At 58.3% G+C, this 17700-nt stretch carries 17 protein-coding genes; 6 read left to right on the plus strand and 11 right to left on the minus strand.

Features of this window, described 5'->3' with window-relative positions; translation table 11 throughout:
* Positions 1-27: 27 nt before the first annotated feature.
* A complete protein-coding gene (locus AB4Z52_RS15285) occupies positions 28-1428 on the minus strand; it encodes an aspartate aminotransferase family protein (RefSeq protein WP_442218775.1) in 1401 nt (466 codons plus the stop codon).
* A 374-nt stretch (positions 1429-1802) separates the two neighbouring features.
* Here AB4Z52_RS15285 and AB4Z52_RS15290 point away from each other — a divergent pair, with 374 nt between their 5' ends.
* The 4 genes from AB4Z52_RS15290 (at position 1803) to dapA (ending at position 5947) form a co-directional block, all read left to right on the plus strand.
* Complete coding sequence (locus AB4Z52_RS15290) at positions 1803-2279, plus strand: Lrp/AsnC family transcriptional regulator (protein WP_442218776.1); 477 nt, start codon at positions 1803-1805, stop codon at positions 2277-2279.
* Positions 2280-2543: 264 nt separating this feature from the next.
* Positions 2544-3605 (plus strand): homoserine dehydrogenase, encoded by a 1062-nt coding sequence (locus AB4Z52_RS15295; protein WP_442218777.1) that lies wholly within the window; start codon positions 2544-2546, stop codon positions 3603-3605.
* Positions 3605-5041 (plus strand): aldehyde dehydrogenase family protein, encoded by a 1437-nt coding sequence (locus tag AB4Z52_RS15300; RefSeq protein ID WP_442218778.1) that lies wholly within the window; start codon positions 3605-3607, stop codon positions 5039-5041. The genes AB4Z52_RS15295 and AB4Z52_RS15300 overlap by 1 nt, the downstream gene beginning before the upstream one ends.
* Positions 5042-5068: 27 nt before the next feature.
* Positions 5069-5947, plus strand: coding sequence for a 4-hydroxy-tetrahydrodipicolinate synthase (gene dapA / locus AB4Z52_RS15305; RefSeq protein WP_442218779.1), 879 nt, complete (start codon positions 5069-5071; stop codon positions 5945-5947).
* A 176-nt stretch (positions 5948-6123) separates the two neighbouring features.
* Here dapA and AB4Z52_RS15310 read toward each other — a convergent pair whose 3' ends face one another.
* From AB4Z52_RS15310 to argE, 5 genes are all read right to left on the minus strand, one after another.
* A complete protein-coding gene (locus tag AB4Z52_RS15310) occupies positions 6124-6567 on the minus strand; it encodes an Lrp/AsnC family transcriptional regulator (protein ID WP_442218780.1) in 444 nt (147 codons plus the stop codon).
* 18 nt (positions 6568-6585) lie between these two features.
* A complete protein-coding gene (locus AB4Z52_RS15315) occupies positions 6586-7371 on the minus strand; it encodes a phosphotransferase (RefSeq protein ID WP_442218781.1) in 786 nt (261 codons plus the stop codon).
* Between the two features lie 231 nt (positions 7372-7602).
* A complete protein-coding gene (locus tag AB4Z52_RS15320) occupies positions 7603-7956 on the minus strand; it encodes a cupin domain-containing protein (protein WP_442218782.1) in 354 nt (117 codons plus the stop codon).
* A 27-nt stretch (positions 7957-7983) separates the two neighbouring features.
* A complete protein-coding gene (locus tag AB4Z52_RS15325) occupies positions 7984-8907 on the minus strand; it encodes a 2-hydroxyacid dehydrogenase (RefSeq protein WP_442218783.1) in 924 nt (307 codons plus the stop codon).
* A 9-nt stretch (positions 8908-8916) separates the two neighbouring features.
* Positions 8917-10041, minus strand: a complete 1125-nt coding sequence (gene argE, locus AB4Z52_RS15330; RefSeq protein ID WP_442218784.1) for an acetylornithine deacetylase — start codon at positions 10039-10041, stop codon at positions 8917-8919.
* Positions 10042-10376: 335 nt separating this feature from the next.
* Here argE and AB4Z52_RS15335 point away from each other — a divergent pair, with 335 nt between their 5' ends.
* The gene (locus AB4Z52_RS15335; protein WP_442218785.1) at positions 10377-11306 is read left to right on the plus strand and encodes a LysR family transcriptional regulator; all 930 of its coding nucleotides are present in this window, start codon (positions 10377-10379) and stop codon (positions 11304-11306) included.
* On the opposite strand, the gene AB4Z52_RS15340 is transcribed toward AB4Z52_RS15335, so the two are convergent.
* The 5 genes from AB4Z52_RS15340 to AB4Z52_RS15360 form a co-directional block, all read right to left on the minus strand.
* The gene (locus tag AB4Z52_RS15340) at positions 11300-12727 is read right to left on the minus strand and encodes an aldehyde dehydrogenase family protein (RefSeq protein ID WP_442218786.1); all 1428 of its coding nucleotides are present in this window, start codon (positions 12725-12727) and stop codon (positions 11300-11302) included. The two genes, AB4Z52_RS15335 and AB4Z52_RS15340, sit on opposite strands and share 7 nt — an antisense overlap.
* 196 nt (positions 12728-12923) lie before the next feature.
* A complete protein-coding gene (locus AB4Z52_RS15345; RefSeq protein WP_442218787.1) occupies positions 12924-13232 on the minus strand; it encodes a hypothetical protein in 309 nt (102 codons plus the stop codon).
* 328 nt (positions 13233-13560) lie between these two features.
* A complete protein-coding gene (locus AB4Z52_RS15350; RefSeq protein WP_442218788.1) occupies positions 13561-14721 on the minus strand; it encodes an MFS transporter in 1161 nt (386 codons plus the stop codon).
* Between the two features lie 495 nt (positions 14722-15216).
* Positions 15217-16221, minus strand: a complete 1005-nt coding sequence (locus AB4Z52_RS15355) for an anion permease (protein ID WP_442218789.1) — start codon at positions 16219-16221, stop codon at positions 15217-15219.
* Positions 16221-16862: a DUF47 family protein gene (locus AB4Z52_RS15360; RefSeq protein WP_442218796.1), complete on the minus strand. Its 642-nt coding sequence runs from the start codon at positions 16860-16862 to the stop codon at positions 16221-16223. Before AB4Z52_RS15360 ends, AB4Z52_RS15355 begins: the two co-directional genes overlap by 1 nt.
* Before the next feature lie 218 nt (positions 16863-17080).
* On the opposite strand from AB4Z52_RS15360, the gene AB4Z52_RS15365 reads away from it, so the two are divergent.
* On the plus strand, positions 17081-17700 hold a 620-nt coding region (locus AB4Z52_RS15365), incomplete at its 3' end, for an IS5 family transposase (protein ID WP_442218790.1).

A 17700-nucleotide genomic window follows, 5' to 3' on the forward strand; every position in this document is an offset into this window, starting at 1 on the left:
GCACTTTTCCAAGGAATTGAGCATCCGTTATCCCGCCACAGCGCCCTGAGCGTCCAGCTCCTTCAGCACCTCATCGACCGCGGCTTTCGCGATTGCGACCATTTCGTCGATTTCTGCTTCCGTCATGATCAATGGCGGGGCGAACCCGAGGATGTCTCCGTGTGGCATGGCCCGGGCAATCAGGTTGCGATTGCGCGCCGCCTGGGAAATGCGGGCTCCGACTTTTAGACCGGGATCGAACGAAGCTTTGCTGCCACGGTCGGATACGAACTCGAGCGCAGCCAGCATTCCGACACCGCGAACTTCGCCGACGATCGGGTTCTGGTCGAACTCTGCCTTCAAGCGTTTCAGCAAGTAGGCGCCTTTGGTTGCAGACTGGCCGGCCAGATCCTCCCGCTCGACGATATCGAGAACCGCGTTTGCCGCCGCGGCTCCGATCGGATGACCCGAATAGGTGTAACCATGGGAGAAGGAGCCCACATGCGGCGTCGCCTCTTCCATGACGTCGTAGACTTTCTGTGACACGATCGAGGCAGACAGAGGCACATAGGCGGACGTCAGACCCTTGGCAACAGTAACAAGATCGGGCTCCATACCGTATAGATCCGAGCCGAACATCGCCCCCGTGCGGCCGAAGCCGCAAACCACTTCATCAGCGATCAGTAGCACATCGTACTTCTGGAGTACGGCCTGGATCTTGGGCCAGTATCCGGCAGGTGGCGGGGTGATACCGCCGGTTCCCAGAACAGGCTCCGCGATGAACGCGCCGACAGCGTCCGGACCCTGCGCGATGATCAGTGCCTCGAGTTCATCGGCACGGCGCTGTGAGAACGCTTCTTCGGTTTCACCCGGGTGCGCGCCGCGATAGTAGTGCGGTACGCCGGTCCGCAGGATGCCGGAAACCGGGAGATCCATGTGATCGTGGTAGAAGCTCAAACCCGTCATCGAGCCGGCGACAACTGAACATCCATGGTAGCCGCGCTCACGTGCGATGATCTTTTTCTTCTGCGGCATTCCGCGAAGGTTGTTATAGTACCAGACGATCTTCGCCTGCGTCTCATTCGCGTCAGAGCCTGAAAGGCCGTAAAAGACCTTCGACATGTTTCCGGGCGCCATTCTGACAAGCCTGTCGGACAGTCGTGCAAGCTCTTCGGTGGTGTGAGCGGCGTAAGAATGGTAGTAGGCGAGCTTGTAAGCCTGCCGTGCGATAGCCTCGGCGACTTCTGTGCGACCGTAACCAATGTTCACGCAATAAAGACCGGCAAAGCCATCGATATATTCCCTGCCAGTTGCGTCCTTGATGCGAACTCCCTTGCCTGTCTCCATGATGGTGGGATCGGTGTCGCCCGATGCGTAGTCTTTCAGATAAGTGAAAGGATGAAGAACCGTCCTGCGGTCCATTTCTGCGATTTCAGCAATATTCGTCATCGTCATTTCCTTATGCGGACTGGCCACCAAAGCACACATATTTGATCTCCTACTTACATGTCGGCCTTCGCGAGAGAGCCCCGACCGGTTCGGGCAACGGAAAGGCGCATCGATAAACTCCGCCGCAGTTGACGCTGGCCATTCCATAGTCGTGAGCATCCCGAAACAGTATCGCGCATGGCGCCAACATCGAGTTGCAATCGCAAAGCTTTCGTGACATCGAGTCGGCAGGTCACTTGAACACTTCCGCGCTCCACCGACCTGCCATCGAAGCATAGAGGCATTCAAACGCCGAATTATTCGATAAATAGGGATGGAACGCAGAAATCCTGCTTCTTGTGGCCGTCACACGACGGAATTAACCGGAGTTTCCAATGCAGCTCGATCGCCTTGATGCTCGCCTGCTCGGTATCGTGCAGAATCATAACCGCCATAGCAGTGAGGAGCTCGGTGCGATGGTCGGTCTTTCGGCCACTGCGGTGCAGCGCCGCCTCAAGCGACTGCGTGAGACAGGTGTGATTGAGGCGGAAGTTTCGATTGTGAAACCCAAGTGTGTCGGCCGGCCGATCGCAATGCTTGTGCTGGTGACGCTTGAGCGCGAACGAGCGGACATCGTTGACCGGTTCAAGCAGTCGATCCGGCAAACGCCCGAAGTCATGAACGGCTACTATGTGACCGGAGATGCGGACTTCGTCCTAATTGTCACCTCTCAAAGCATGGAGGACTACGAGGTCTTTACCCGCAAGTTCTTCTATGAAAATCCTGACATCAAAGGCTTCAAAACAATGGTGGTCATGGACCGGGTCAAGACAGGTTTTGCAGTTCCGATTGACTTCGATTACTTTTCCTGACGTTTGGATTCCCACCGAGATTCGGTCAGACCGATCGCCTTCGCTGAAGGGTGATTGCCAGATCGACGATTTGTGTTTGAAGCAAGTCGGCTTTTCTCGAGCCGATCGTTGATAGTTCGGGTTGTTGAATGGCTGGGACGGCCACAGTGCAAGAAGGCAGCAGAATGAGCAATATGCGTGGCAGATTGGTCGTTTTGTGCCGTTCCGACTGAGTGATCCGCCTCTGATGATATGCGCACAAATCGCTTCATTGGAGGGAACCGCATGAAAATCTACAATATTGCTCTGATCGGATTTGGTGGCGTCAACCGCGCGCTGGCCGAGCTTATCGCGACGAAGAACTCGCTGTGGGAGCGGGATCTCGGGTTCCGCCTGAACATCGTTGCTGTCAGCGACCTCTATCTCGGCTCTGTTATTTCGCCGAACGGCCTCGACGCCAAAACTCTCGTTGAAGCGAATTTTTCAAAGGGCGGCTTTGGCGGGCTCTCTGGCGGCAACGCGGAAGCGGACAACGAGACGATCATCAAGACGGCGCCCGCCGATATCGTCGTGGAAGCGACATTTACAAACCCCAAGGACGGCGAGCCGGCTGTTTCGCACTGCCGCTGGGCCCTCAAGTCCGGCAAGCACGTCGTCACCACGAACAAGGGGCCGGTCGCAATCGCCGCTCAGGAGTTGAAGGCTCTGGCCAAGGCGAACGGCGTTCGTTTCGAATATGAGGGCTCTGTCATGAGCGGCACCCCTGTCATCCGCATGGTAGAGAAGACCCTTGCCGGCGTAGAGGTGAAAGGGTTCGAGGGAATCCTGAACGGCACCTCGAACTTTGTCCTCGGCCGCATGGAGAGCGGTTTCGATTTCGCCAGCGCTGTCGCAGAAGCCCAGGTGCTCGGATATGCAGAAGCCGATCCGACCGCCGACGTCGAAGGTTTCGACGTTCGCCTCAAGGTCGTGATCTTGGCAAACGAGTTGCTGGGAGGAAACCTCAAGCCGGAAGACGTGTCCTGCAAGGGCATTTCCAAGCTTTCTCCTTCCGACATCAAAGCAGCGGCAAAGGCGAACAGCCGTTGGAAGCTGATCGGGTCGGCAGTTCGCAATGCCGACGGGACGGTAACCGGCAGCGTTGCTCCCAGGCAGCTTCCGCTCGGGCATCCGCTCGCCGGCGTGAACGGCGCCACCAATGCGGTATCGCTTAACACTGAACTGCTCGGCTCTGTCACGGTCACAGGCCCGGGCGCCGGCCGGGTCGAGACCGCCTATGCTCTGCTCTCCGACATCGTTGCCATCCACAGCGGCCAGTCGGCCAACCTCGCGAAGGAGGCTGCGTGATGCCGAACCTTGCCCTGAGCAAAACGATCTCTTCAGGCCAGATCGTGGTCACCAATCCCTTCGACGGCAGCTTCGTCGGAGCGGTCTTCGAGACCAATGCCGAGACGGTGAATCTGCTACTGGAGCGAGCCAAACGTGGAGCGCAGATCGCCCGGTCGCTCCCCCGTCACCAGCGTTCGGCAATTCTGGAAAAGGCTGCAGCGACCGTTGAAGCCCGCAAGGAGGAATTTGCGCTCCTGATAGTGCGGGAAGCCGGGAAGACAATCACCCAGGCCCGCAAGGAGGCGACACGCTGTGTTAATACTTTGAAGCTTTCGGCGGAAGAAGCCAAACGGAATGCCGGCGAAATTATTCCGTTTGATGCCTATGCCGGATCGGAATCCCGTCAAGGCTGGTACACTCGTGAGCCGTTGGGCATCATCACGGCGATTACGCCTTACAATGACCCGCTCAATCTCGTAGCGCACAAACTCGGTCCCGCCGTCGCCGGGGGCAATGCAATACTCCTGAAGCCCTCAGAGCTTACGCCTCTCTCGGCGATCAAGTTGGTGGACGTGCTGATTGAAAGCGGTCTGCCGGACGACGTCATCACGGTTGCTGTCGGCGGCGCGGACCTTGGCAAGGCGCTCGTTTCGGCCAAGGACGTTCGAATGATCTCCTTCACGGGCGGTTTTGCGAGTGGGGAGGCGATCGCAAAATCTGCCGGCATCAAGAAGCTCGCGATGGATCTCGGTGGTAATGCACCGGTTATCGTGATGGAAAACAGCGAAGTTGACGCTGCTGTCGAAGATTGCGTGTCAGGTGCCTTCTGGGCCGCGGGTCAGAACTGCATCGGCACACAGCGGATTCTGATCCAGCGCCCAATCTATAAACGATTCAAGACCGAGTTCGTGGCTCAGACCGTCAAGCTGAAGACCGGTAATCCGATGGAAGCTGAAACCGACATGGGGCCGATGATCTCCGAAAAGGCGGTCAACCGCACCGCTGCCATGGTCGAGCGTGCAATCGGCGCCGGCGCGACGCTGCTTTGCGGTCACAAGCCCTCGGGCACGCTCTATCCTCCGACCGTCCTGGAGAACGTGCCGGCAACCTGCGACGTATTGGATGAGGAAGTCTTTGCGCCTGTTGTCATCCTTCAGCCCTTTGATGACCTGGATGAGGCAATACAGTTGGCGAACAACCCGGAATACAGTCTCCACGCGGGGATCTTTACAAACGATCTCGCCGAGGCCCTTGATGCCGCCAAGCGGATCGATGCCGGGGGTATCATGATCAATCAGTCGTCCGACTATCGGTTCGACGCTATGCCCTTTGGCGGGTTCAAATACGGCAGCATGGGACGCGAAGGCGTTCGTTTTGCCTATGAAGACATGACCCAGCCGAAAGTCGTCTGCATCAATAGGCTGCAGCGCCGACTGGCGTCGCAGCCTATTTAATGCCCATCGTTGCATCCGGAAGTTAAGATGTTCAAAGGATCTATCACCGCGCTTGTCACCCCATTCACCGATGGGCAAGTCGATGAGGCTGCGTTTCGCAACCTCATCGAATGGCAGATCGCAGAGGGCACGTCAGGGCTTGTCCCCTGTGGAACCACAGGGGAAAGCCCAACTCTCAATCATGATGAGCATAAGCGCGTCGTTGAAATCGCAATCGAGACTGCAAAAGGTCGCGTCCCGGTCATTGCCGGCGCAGGCTCCAATAGCACCGAGGAAGCAATCGGCTTCGTGCGGCACGCCCAGCAGGTCGGCGCGGATGGTGTGCTGATCGTCGCACCGTACTACAATAAACCCACGCAAGAGGGGATCTATCAGCATTTTAAGGCCATCGACGCGGAAGCTTCAGTTCCAATAATCGTCTACAATATTCCGGGTCGGAGCGTGATCGATATTCAAGTCGAAACGCTCGCCCGCATTTTCACGGATTGCCCGAACGTCAAAGGCGTCAAGGACGCGACAGGCAACCTTTTGCGCCCGTCGCTGGAGCGGATGGCCTGCGGCAACGAGTTCAATCTTCTCACCGGCGAAGACGGCACTGCGCTGGGTTACATGGCCCATGGCGGCCACGGTTGCATCTCGGTGACCGCGAATGTTGCTCCACGGCTGTGTGCCGATTTCCAACGGGCATGCTTGAATGGCGATTTCACGGCGGCATTGGCTCTTCAAGATCGACTGATGGCCCTTCACCGCGCACTGTTTCTCGAAACCAGCCCAGCCGGTGTAAAATTCGCTTTGGCGCAACTTTCCAAGGTCCGAGGCGACCTGCGTCTTCCTCTCGTGGAGGTCAGCACACCCGTCCAGCAAGCCATCACCGATGCGATGCGTCTCGCTGGTATTTTACAGTAATGGAAGCAGACGGTGAAGTATCGAGGAGATATCACCGCCCTTACCCCGGCGTCCCTCCGGACGCTGCACGCGCTCCACACACGACAGTAACCGCTCAGCCCCCAGCAAGGTCGCAGGTCGATTCTCGACAGATAAGGGTTGCAAAAGTTCCATGCATCGATCCACGCGCGCCACTCTTATTTTCGGATCACGGACGAGAGCGCAAAAGAAGTCAGTGTGTCGCGTACGCCTGGCATCTTGGCTATCAGGTGCCAAATCTGCGTTATTCGGTCCGCCTCGGAAGACTCGACCCTGACGAGGAGATCGAAATCACCGGTCATCACGTCGCAAGTTACTACTTCCGGAATTTTCCGAAGCGCCTGAATAACGTCCCCGCCCCTCATGCGATCGTGCCGATAGACGAAGATCAGCGCGGTCGTCACGTGTTGGCTGATTCCTCCATCGCCGGTGATGATCGTATACGCCTTAATGAAGCTCTCTCGCTCAAGTCGCTCGATGCGCACACGCACGGCGTTGCGCGAAAGATTTACCTTCGCAGACAACTCCGCATGCGAGATTCGAGCGTTGGCCTTCAGTGCGGCGAGTATTAGTTCGTCGGTTCGATCAAGAAGATGTTTCATGGGGCTGGTGCCGGCCGATTAATCTAGAATGTCCGAAGTTCCCGAACGATAAGCTACCACGGCAATTTCCGGTAGGAAGCTTCTTTCCGCCTGGCTCGCACATCGCCTCGCTGTGGAAGCCATAATGAAGCCGGGCAACGCCTCCTTTTCCACACTGGTCAGTTGTCGATGCTCTTCATAGCCCTGCAGCAGCGCACGTGCCCGATCCTTGTTCAGTTCTCCGCTGGATTCTGCCGTCCAGCCGACGAGTACATCTGCAATTTCTGACACAAGGGCATCGTCATGGCGCAGCCTGAAGTTAACGATCCCGCTCACATCATTTCCAAGGAAAAAGACATTCGCCTGGACCAACGCACCGTGAACGGCTCCCGTTGGAAGGCCCGGTGAAAGAGGGCTTGCCTTCCGCTCAAAAGCGATGTGGATTTGAGCCATCACTCGGCCCAGGCTTCGGCATTTTGCCGGACCTGCAACGATGGATGAGGAGCCTTGTAAAAAGCTGACGGTGGCAACTAATCGGCCTGCTGCTCGACACGTGGCATTGCCTTCGAGCGTGCGCAGCGGCCTGGGGCACGGAACGCCCTTCTGAGAGAGCGTCTCCATGGTTTCGAAGGCTCTTTCGAGATCCAAAGGCTGGGCACCGTTCTCAAACAGTGTCACTATGAACTCGCCTTCCCGGGCACGAAACAGGTAGGTTGTATCGGTGTCGCCATCAGCGATCCCGACCACCGACGAGAGCGATGCAAAACCATAAGCAGCGGTGATCGATTGGCGATCTTCTTCAGAAAGCTCCGTAAAAACAGCCAACTTCGCGCCCCTTGTAAAGTCTGATGCTTCTAACGACCGAATTCGAACTCGTCATGCCCTCGAAAAGATCATCCACTTGATGGTTGGCAAAATCTCGTCCGCTTCGATCGGGCAGCGACAACGGAGGCATTACGGCGAGCTCCTACCTGAAAATTGCGCGGCGGATAATCTTCTTTCCGCCGAAGCAAGGTGATTGTTTGTCGGGGTCGGCCCCGCGGGAGTCGATGGCTGTTACATGACCGTCACGTAGATTTTGCGGACGGTTTCAACGGTGCGCCAGGTGCCGACGAAGCCAGGCTTCATCACGAAACTGTCGCCTGCTTTGTAGGTAATCGGTTCACCGCCATCCGGCGTGATTTCCACGACCCCCTGAAGGATGTGACAAAACTCGAAGGTCTCGCCTTTGACGGAGCGCGTCAGTCCCGGAGTTGCTTCCCAGACACCGGTATGAATCGTCTCGCCTCGCGCCACGTCCTGGGCCCAGGTCTTGAACGACGGATCACCGGAGATAAGGCGTTCCGGCCCGGGCTTGGATTCACGCGGCGCTTCCGTGCTGTTCGGTGCGATGGTCTTGAGGAGGGACATGTTTTCTCCTTATCTCCTGGTTGTGGCTCAATAGCCGCGGTTGCGATCGACGAGCCCGATCGGATCGAGGCCGTCGCGATGGCGTTTGATGTTGTCGATGACAGCACGGGCCGCCGTCTCCGGCTGAGTGGCGCTTGCTATGTGCGGCGTCAGAGTGATCTTCGGATGCCGCCAGAACACATGTTCGGGAGACAAGGGCTCCGGCTCGGTAACGTCGATGACGGCGCCGGACAGATGCCCCTCGTCGAGAGCGGCAATGAGTGCATCATGATCGAGTTGCGCGCCGCGCCCCACATGGACGAGCGCCGCACCGGCTGGAAGGGCGGCAAACAGCTCGCCGTCGAGCAGTCCTTGCGTATCCTTTGTCAGCGGCAGGAGACAGATCAAGATGTCCGTCCGCGCCAGAAATGGAGTAAGCCCGCCCGGGCCGTGATAGCAGTCGACGCCATCAAAGTGCTGTTCCGAGCGACTCCAGGCGGCAAACGGAAAGCCGAAAGGTTTCAGGCGCTCGATGACGGCCTGAGCGAGCATGCCAAGGCCAAGGATACCGATCCGCTGCTGGGCAGCCTGGCGCACAGGAAGGGAGCGCCATGTGGCGTCAGCCTGCTGGCCGATATAGGCTTTCAGGTTGCGGTGCAAAGCGAGCACGGCAAGCGTGACATATTCCTGCATCATGCGCACAATGCCGTCCTCGACCATACGCACGAGCATGACGTTCGAAGGAAGCGTCTCCGTCTTGAACTGGTCGACGCCTGCGCCGATGCAGAAGACGATCTCCAAGTTCCTGAAGCGATGAAGATCGGGCGGGGTCGTCCAGGTGAGGATGTAGCGGATCTCTTCCGGGTCGCGCTCTGAGATATCCATGACGAAAGGCAGATCGGGCAGGTCGCGTGCAAAAGCCTCGGCGAAGACCCGGCCCCTTTCTCGATCCGAATTGAACCAGAAAACCATAGTTCCCTCTCAGTCTCGCAGTGTTTCGGCAAGCCTCAGGATCATTTCCTCGCAGGCAATAAGTTCGTCGAGGCGGATGAATTCGTCGGCGCGATGGGCGCGGGCGATGTCCCCCGGCCCGCAGATGATCGCGTCGATGCCAGCGGCCTGATAGAGCCCGGCTTCCGTGCCGTAGCTGACGGCCGCCAAGGTCGACACTCCGGTTAATCCCTCCATCAACCGGGCGAGCGGCGCGTCGACATCAAGCGAAAGCGCGGGATAGGTGCTGCTGATTTCCCAGGTGGTGCGGAAACCGTCATTCTCTGAGGCTTCGGCAGCGGCCTTGATAGGGTCCAGAAGGACTGTTGGCGATACGCCGGGCACTGCGCGGGCTTCCAGCTCCACGATGCAGAGATCCGGGATGATGTTGACGCTGCGCCCGCCCGAGATCGTCCCGATCTGCAGCGTAGAATAAGGCGGCTCAAAGTTCTGATCTAAGGCGCAGTTGCGCAGGGCATCAACCGTTTGCAGCGCCACATTCATCACCGCAGTCATGGCGTGAATGGCATTCCGGCCCTTGTCAGGGCGCGAGGAATGACCGGCCGCGCCATGGATCTCGATGCGGGCGGCGGCCTTTCCCTTGTGGCCGCGGATCGCCACCATGCTGCTTGGTTCGCCAATAATTGCTCCCAAGGGCGGAGCGCACAGGTTACCGATCCGCTGTAACATGTGCGGTACACCGCGACAGCCGGCTTCCTCGTCATACGAAAAGGCGAAGTGGACCGGGCGGCTCAATGGCATCTTTGCCATGGCTGGAAGCCCGGCAAGCGCAGCGGCAAGAAAGCCCTTCATGTCGGACGCTCCCCTGCCGAAAAGCTGATCGCCCTCCGCCCTCAGGCGGAAGGGATCCGACGTCCAGGTTCGTTCGGATGCCGAAACGACATCCATATGGCCGGAAAGAATGTAGCCGGGCATGTCTTTCGGGCCGATGGTGGCAAATAGATTCGCCCGATCGCCTTCCGGTCCGGGCAACACAGTCACGGTGGCGCCATGACTTTCGAGGTAGCCCTTCACCCATGCTACGATGTCGCCGTTCGGAGTCCCGACGACGGATGGAAAGCCGACAAGCTGCTCGAGTATGTCTTTAGCATTCATCCCAGGGTCTCCTTCGTGTCTTGGGCACAATGAGGTATTGGCGACAACTGACCACATGGCTGGCTCCGTCCTGAGCAGCAGTCGCCCATTCATCATTAGGAGGATCCGTTCACTGTGTGGCGCCGCCAAATCGAGCTGGCGCGTTCCTGCCATCCGGTTTCCAAAGCCAGAGACGCCGGTTTGCAGCTGCCAAGACCACTCAGGCCAGCCAATCGGATGGATAAGCCAAGGTCGCTAGTTTCATGAATCCGATGTCCAACTTGCATCTCACCTTGTCGCCAAATCCTAAAGATGGCAATTAATGCTCAGTGAATGATCGCTTCAGGTACCGATTAATGCTCACATCCGACGATCTTGCCTTCTTTTCGGTCCTCACGGGCTCGAAATCTCTCGCAGAAAGCGCGAGAAAGCTGAACGTGACGCCTCCTGCGGTGACCCAGCGCCTGCGCGCGCTTGAAGAGAAGGTAGGGGTAAGGCTGATCGATCGGTCCGGACGCCACCTGCGCCTTACCGAAGAGGGCTCGTTGGTCGCTTCTCACAGCGTCATTGTCAGCGATGCCATAGACTCGCTTGCCGAAGCCTTGGCCGATCGCGAGGGTGCGGTTCGCGGGCACCTCAGGGTCGCAGCGCCTCACGGATTTGGAAGGATCTACGTGGCCCCGGTCGTGGAGGCGTTCGCTCGAGAGCATCGTAGTGCCACCGCCACCTTGCAACTGTCCGACCATCCCACGGCGCTGGTCGTTGATAGCTATGAGGTCGTTGTTCACATCGGGGCATCAGCGCATCTGGATCAAGTCGTGACGACACTGGCGCCGAACCGTCGGATTCTTTGCGCAAGTCCAGAATACCTGGCTTCGGCTGAACCCATTTCTACGCCGGCCGATCTGGCGCGACATCGCTGCCTCGTCGTTCGCGAGAATGAGGAGGACGTAACGCTCTGGCGGTTCAAGGGATCACGGCAGGAAAGTGCGACAGTGCGCGTTAATCCCGCTATGTCGAGCAACGATGGTGCCGTCATTCGGGATTGGGCGTTGGCGGGTCAGGGCATCATGATGCGCTCTGAATGGGCCGTTGCAGAAGACCTCGCTGAGGGAGGGTTGAGGCAGGTACTTCCCAACTGGATGCTGCCGTCGGCTGATATCGTGGCCATCCTCGGATCGCGGCACGGGCGAAGTGCGCGGACTGCCGCTTTCCTGAGGATGCTTCGTCAGTCGCTGAAACCACTGCCTTGGCGATCCGACCCCGCGGAGACGCCTGCTCAATAACCGAGGATGGACTTCGTCTCTAAATACTCTTCGAGCCCGTATACGCCATACTCGCGGCCGTTACCTGATCGCTTGTAGCCACCGAAAGCGGCCGCTCCGTCCCAAGCGGGATAGTTGATATGAACCTGGCCGGCGCGGATGCGCAGGGCGACCCGCCGTGCCCGTTCAGGATCTGAAGACTGGACATGGGCGCCCAATCCATAGACGGTGTCGTTAGCAATAGCGATTGCCTCTTCCTCGTCCTTGTAGGGTATGATTGAAAGCACGGGGCCGAAGATTTCCTCGCGAGCAATGCGCATGTCAGCCTTAACCTCGGAAAAGATCGTCGGCTTTATGAAGAAGCCGCTGTCGAGGCCGGTCGGCCGGCCCAGCCCACCGCACAGCAGCTTGGCGCCGTCATCAATACCGGCCTGGATCATGGTCTGCACCCTCTCAAATTGGGCACGATTGGCAATGGGTCCCATGGTCGTCGCCGGATCAAGCGGAGCGCCGACGCGGATGGCACCCGCAGTGGCGCTTGCCAATTCCTCCACTTCGCCGAGGCGGTGTGCGGGTACCAGCATACGCGTCGGGGCGCTGCACGACTGGCCGACGTTGCGCATTCCGGCGAGCACGCCCTTCGCTACCGCGTCACTGAAATCGGCATCGGAAAGCAAAATGTTCGGCGACTTGCCGCCGAGTTCCTGAACCACTCGCTTCACCGTCGGTGCGGCCGCCTGCGCGACGAGTACCCCTGCGCGCGTGGAACCTGTGATCGAGATCATGTCGACCTCGGGATGGCTGGCCAGCGCTGCGCCAACGCTCTCGCCAGTTCCGTTGACCAAATTGAATACACCAGCCGGAATGCCGGCGTCGTGCATCAACTGGGCGAAGAGCAAAGCGCTGTAAGGTGACAGTTCACTGGGCTTGAGGACGGCGGTGCAGCCGGCCGCGATCGCGGGAGCGACCTTGGCGGTGATCTGGTAAAGTGGCCAGTTCCAGGGGGTGATCAGCGCGCAAACCCCGATCGCCTCCTTGGCGGTCGCGGTAAGACCATCAATCGTTACGAAGCGGTACTTCTCAAGAATCTCCATCTGGACACGGATGTGCTCGGCAGCAAACGGAACCTGGGAAGCCCGCGCGAAGCCGATCGCTGCCCCCATTTCCGTAGCAAGAGCTTCTGCGAACGTCTCCGCTCTTTCCTTCAGAAGTGAATGCATCCTGCCGAGCAGACCGAGCCGTTCAGCCACAGACGTTTGAGAGAAGGCTGGGAATGCGTTGCGCGCAGCGGCAACCGCAAGATCGACGTGATTAGCACCGCCCGCGGCAATGTGCCCCACAACCTGTTCCGACGCGGGGTTCACGACAGGCAGACGGGTTACGTCCACTGCTTCCTGCCATTTCCCACCAATGTAAAACTGGTCCTCGCGTTCGGTCAGCATACTTTCACCTCGCGTCACAACATTTGCGGCCATTCCGACCTGCCTGAGAAGATGCCCGGAAAGACTAGAAGATGACAATTCATGTCGTCTGAATGGTTGCTTAAGAAGCGTGTTAACAAAACACGCATTGTCGGATCGACGATGCGACCGGCAAGCTGATGCAGTTGCGCTTCGTGCGCTCGGAAAGCGCGTTCAGCTATTTTGAGGCGCTTGAGTCGGGCCCCATATTGATGGGGAAAAGGTATAGGATCCAAAGTATTTCAGACATCAACTTGCATGCGTTCGGCGACGCGCCGTCAAATTGCCGCGTCAGCTTGTCGTAAAAGCCGCCGCCGCTCTCTACCGCACCGCTGAACCGGTCGGCAACTTCCGAAAGTACCTCCAAGGACCAAAGCTGGTCGTTGCAGAAAAGCGAGCCCTCCTTCGTTAGGGAGCCATCCCGCCAACTGATGGCCGCGTCCAATGTGATTTCGGAATTTAAATGAAACGGGCTATAGCGAGACATGTCTTCTCCCAGAGTCGATCTTCACATCCATAGGCTGTTCCGGTTAATTATCGTTTAGGTTGATCCTGCGGGGCTGCGTGCGTCCCCGGCTGAACGCGTGGCGGACAGACCGTCTGGAAACGCTAAGGCGTCGCTTTGAACTTCGTTGACCGTTCCAGCCCAACCCAAGCAATTGGCCAGCGCTACGACCGAAATGGGTGGGAAGGCGACAGGCTGCTTTCGGTAAAATGGTGCTGGAAGGCAGACTTCACCCGTGTGGATGAGCTTGGCGACTACTCGTTCTCGCAAGGAACGTTCCGTCGCCAAAGCCCATCTTTAGGTAGTGAGGCTATCGCACCCTGGGGATCACCAAGAGGGTGAGCACCGAGAGGAAGTGGATCAAGGTCACAACCAGGGCCAGCGTCGATAGACCGCTGGTAATGAACGGTGCCGCAATGCTCGTGCCGAGCATCGTTATCATGAAAATGAAGAAGACGATCAAGGCCGCTCCCCGAGCATTGTCGTCACCCGAGGCAACAATACCGCGATAAAACCCGAGCGGGCCGCGCAGCCCGAGGCCCAAAGCCATGGGGGTGAACAGCACTGACAGCATCCATGTATTGTGACCGCCAGCAAGCCCATAGGCCAGCAAACCCGAAGCACTCAGGGCTGACAACGATGTGCCGAACAGGATCACCTTTTCGGTTCCAAAGCGCTCGGCAATGCGCGGAGTTATGTTGGCCATCAGGATGAAGCCGGTGATGTTGACCACCTGCATGACGATGAAATCGCTGATCGTCCCGCCCATCGTTTTAATGATCATGACCGGGGCACCGAACACGAAGGTCAGCAGGCCGCCGAGTGTTAGGGCCTGGCTGAGCGCATACCGCATGAAGACAGGATTTTTCAGCAATCGCAGGTAGCTGCCGGCGACTTTTGATGCACGCTCCTCCTTTGGCAGGCCGAGAACGGCGATCAGCAGGGCCGCCAGAGCTGTCAGCATTGCCAGGACCTCGAACGAAGAGCGCCAGCCAAAGCTAGCCACCAATGCCGCACCAGCGATAGGAGCCAGTGCGGGGACCAGTGACTCCACACTTCCCAGGAACCCCACAGCCCTCACCGCTGCCTTATCGTTGAAGAGCTGTCGAATGAGTCCCGGCCCGAATACGGGTGCTGCAGCGGAGGCTGCGCCCTGGACGAACCGCAACGCGATCAGAACGCCGATGCTGGGCGACATGGCGCCGGCGGCCGAACTCGCTCCAAAGGCCGCAAGGGAAATCATAAACAGCCATTCGCGTGAATACATCTCTTCGAGGCGCCCAAATGCCAGCAGCCCTAGTCCGCTCCCGCCGACATAGGCGGCGAGCACATACTGCGCCGTTGCTTCATTGGCGCCGAAAATCTCCGGTAAGTTTGGCACGACAGGCAGCACAAGATCGGTACCAGCGAGGGAAAGCGTCGCACAGAGCATGAGAAGGGCAAACGTAAGAATGCGGCGAGCGGCGCTCATAACAGCCCCCTCTTCTGCGAGAAAGATAGATGAAACATTGTCTTAGTGTTTTCTTGGTTGGTCTTGTGGCCGGCACCTGCTCGCCTCCGGGGCGGGTAGGACGGCCAAACCGAATCCGCTGCTATCCGGAGACGCTAATTGGCATCGGGTTCGCCGGGTGACCGGCGGCCCAAAGGCTCACAATGCCAATGTTCAGGTTCGAAGACATGACGCCGCTTTACACCACTTCACGTGGCGCGACAATGGCAGGTCTTGGGAGGATGGAAGAGATATGGCCATGATCACAATGGTGAAGGGTTTCGGGTGCCGTCAGGCGTACAAAAGCCTTCACCAAACCGGTCATTCCTCCAAGCCAAACCTATGGCGATATTTGAAACAAATAGGCTTGTAACAACAGGGTCGTTGGTTAGGATCCCTTCAAGGCGTGACGTATTCAAGACCGCCCAGGTTGCTACGATGACAGGTTGAACACGCTGCAAATCCTCTAAGGCGTCTCTATCCTACCCAGTGCGTGATCCAGTAGATTATCGCCGAGATGGCGGCCGCGGTCGGCAGGGTTATGACCCATGCAATGACGATGTTGGCCGCCAATCCCCAACGCACCGCAGACAAGCGCCGAGCGGCGCCCACACCAATGATCGCACCCGTGATCGTATGGGTCGTCGAAACCGGAATGCCAAGCCATGTCGCGGCGAACAATGTCAGCGCACCACCGGTCTCGGCACAGAAGCCCTGCATCGGGTTGAGCCTGGTGATCTTGGAACCCATCGTATGGACGATCCGCCAGCCCCCGAACAATGTTCCGAGTGCCATTGCGGATTGGCAGGACAGCACCACCCAGAGAGGGACGTGAAATTCCCCGCCACCATAGCCCTGGGAGTAGAGAAGCACGGCGATGATCCCCATCGTTTTCTGGGCATCATTGCCGCCATGGCCGAGCGAATAGAGGGAGGCGGAGGCGAATTGCAGCACGCGAAATGTATTGTCGACGGCGAACGGCGTCTGCCGGACAAAGATCCATGTCACGCAAAGAACGAGGAGAAGTGCCAGTACAAAGCCCAGCAGTGGCGATGCGACAATGGCGCCTGCCGTCTTCAGCAGACCCGACCAGACAATCGCGCTCGTGCCGGTCTTGGCCAGCCCCGCGCCCACAAGGCCCCCGACCAGCGCATGCGAAGAGCTTGACGGAATGCCGAATATCCACGTGGCGATATTCCAGACAATCGCGCCCATCAACGCTGCGAAGATAACCTGCGGCGTGACGATACCCGGATCGATGATCCCGGTGCCCAGCGTTTCGGCCACATGCAGTCCGAAGAACAGGAAGGCAATGAAATTGAAGAATGCGGCCCATAACACGGCATATTGCGGTCGCAAGACCCGGGTCGAGACGATGGTCGCGATCGAATTGGCGGCGTCGTGCAGCCCGTTGAGAAAGTCGAAAAACAAGGCGACGGCAATCAATCCCACCAGAAGCGGAAGGGCGAGGGTGGCCTCCATCAGACGTTCTCGATCACGATGCCGCTGATCTCATTGGCGACGTCCTCGAAGCGGTCGACCACCTTCTCCAACTCGCCGTAGATTTCGCTGCCGATAATGTAGGCCATGGGGTTCGTTCCGCCATGCCGGCGAAAGAGATCCTTGAGCCCCTGCTCGTGAAGCTCATCGGAACGGCCTTCGACTTTTACCACCTCTTCGGCGAGCACGCCGAGGCGCGCCGAGTTGGCGCCCATGCGATCGAGCAGCGGGATTGCCTCGGCCACCAGCTTGGCAGCCTGCACGATTGCCTCGCCCATCTCCTGCATACGGGGATCAAAGCTGGTCTGTTCGAACAACCGGATGGTTTTGACGGTCTTGTGCATCATGTCGATGGCGTCATCCATCGACATGATGAGGTCCTTGATATCACCCCGATCGAAGGGCGTGATGAAGCTGCGCCGGATGGCAAGCAGCACCTCGCGGGTGATGTCGTCCGCCTCGTTCTCGAGCTCGACGATGCGCTGACAGTGCTGCTCCGTGTTTTTGCCGGCCAGCAGTTCGTTCAGAGCTTCTGCTGCGCTGACGATCGTGCGCGAATGCCGGGCGAAAAGATCGAAAAAACGGTCTTCTCTCGGCATCAATTTGCGAAACCAATTCAATATCAGCGCTCCAAATTCCTGCTGTCACAACTCTGTCATAAATGACGGAGCGCGCCATGAATAGCCGACGCTCGATTCAAAAGCAGCCCTGATGTGCCACGACAAGATTTAGATCACCCGTGCCAATCTTTCCTGTATCGCTCGCTATGACGTTGGTGCGCGGATCGTTAATGGCGTTGGCTTAGGTGATCGGCCAACGCAATAGCCGGTCTCTTGCACCTATGCCTTTCAAGCACAATGCTGCCCGCCGTCATCATATCGGCAAGATGAAGTTCAAACTGACGAATTGGGCGGAATATGAGGCAGGCCTTCGCCGGCGCGGGAGCCTGACGCTGTCGATGACAGAGGAAGCGCTGTCGTCGTGGCAGGCGCCGAAGCGGAAGACGCGTGGTGGCCAGCCACGCTATTCCGATCTTGCCATTGAGACAGCCCTCACACTGGGCCTGGTGTTCGGCTTGCGCCTGCGGCAAACCGAGGGCTTTCTGACATCGGCGCTGCAATTGATGGGACTGGAGCTCGCCGTCCCCGATCATACGACATTGAGCCGGCGAGCATGGACATGGCGATCGGCTGACAGGCGGGACCGTCGCAAAATTCCAACGAAAGAGGCCATTCACGTACTCGTTGACAGTACCGGGCTCGAAGTCTACGGCGCTGGCCAGTGGCTGGAGGAGAAGCACGGTGCCAAATCCCGTCGGGGCTGGCGCAAATTGCATCTGGCATTGGATGCTGATAGCGGCGACATCATCGCTCACGTCATGACCGGCCAAGACATGGGCGACAGTTCACAAGTGGGACCACTACTTGACCAAATCGACGGTCCGATTGGCAAGTTTACAGC

Source organism: Rhizobium sp. 2YAF20 (assembly GCF_052114685.1).
GTDB lineage: Bacteria > Pseudomonadota > Alphaproteobacteria > Rhizobiales > Rhizobiaceae > Rhizobium.

Coding starts and splice junctions, on each gene's coding strand:
- AB4Z52_RS15355 (WP_442218789.1), bottom strand. CDS start 16,221: ATGGAGGCCACCCTCGCCCTTCCGCTTCTGGTGGGATTGATTGCCGTC.
- AB4Z52_RS15290 (WP_442218776.1), top strand. CDS start 1,803: ATGCAGCTCGATCGCCTTGATGCTCGCCTGCTCGGTATCGTGCAGAAT.
- AB4Z52_RS15325 (WP_442218783.1), bottom strand. CDS start 8,907: ATGGTTTTCTGGTTCAATTCGGATCGAGAAAGGGGCCGGGTCTTCGCC.
- AB4Z52_RS15345 (WP_442218787.1), bottom strand. CDS start 13,232: ATGTCTCGCTATAGCCCGTTTCATTTAAATTCCGAAATCACATTGGAC.
- AB4Z52_RS15350 (WP_442218788.1), bottom strand. CDS start 14,721: ATGAGCGCCGCTCGCCGCATTCTTACGTTTGCCCTTCTCATGCTCTGT.
- AB4Z52_RS15285 (WP_442218775.1), bottom strand. CDS start 1,428: ATGACGAATATTGCTGAAATCGCAGAAATGGACCGCAGGACGGTTCTT.
- dapA (WP_442218779.1), top strand. CDS start 5,069: ATGTTCAAAGGATCTATCACCGCGCTTGTCACCCCATTCACCGATGGG.
- AB4Z52_RS15320 (WP_442218782.1), bottom strand. CDS start 7,956: ATGTCCCTCCTCAAGACCATCGCACCGAACAGCACGGAAGCGCCGCGT.
- argE (WP_442218784.1), bottom strand. CDS start 10,041: ATGAATGCTAAAGACATACTCGAGCAGCTTGTCGGCTTTCCATCCGTC.
- AB4Z52_RS15295 (WP_442218777.1), top strand. CDS start 2,544: ATGAAAATCTACAATATTGCTCTGATCGGATTTGGTGGCGTCAACCGC.
- AB4Z52_RS15310 (WP_442218780.1), bottom strand. CDS start 6,567: ATGAAACATCTTCTTGATCGAACCGACGAACTAATACTCGCCGCACTG.
- AB4Z52_RS15300 (WP_442218778.1), top strand. CDS start 3,605: ATGCCGAACCTTGCCCTGAGCAAAACGATCTCTTCAGGCCAGATCGTG.
- AB4Z52_RS15340 (WP_442218786.1), bottom strand. CDS start 12,727: ATGCTGACCGAACGCGAGGACCAGTTTTACATTGGTGGGAAATGGCAG.
- AB4Z52_RS15335 (WP_442218785.1), top strand. CDS start 10,377: ATGCTCACATCCGACGATCTTGCCTTCTTTTCGGTCCTCACGGGCTCG.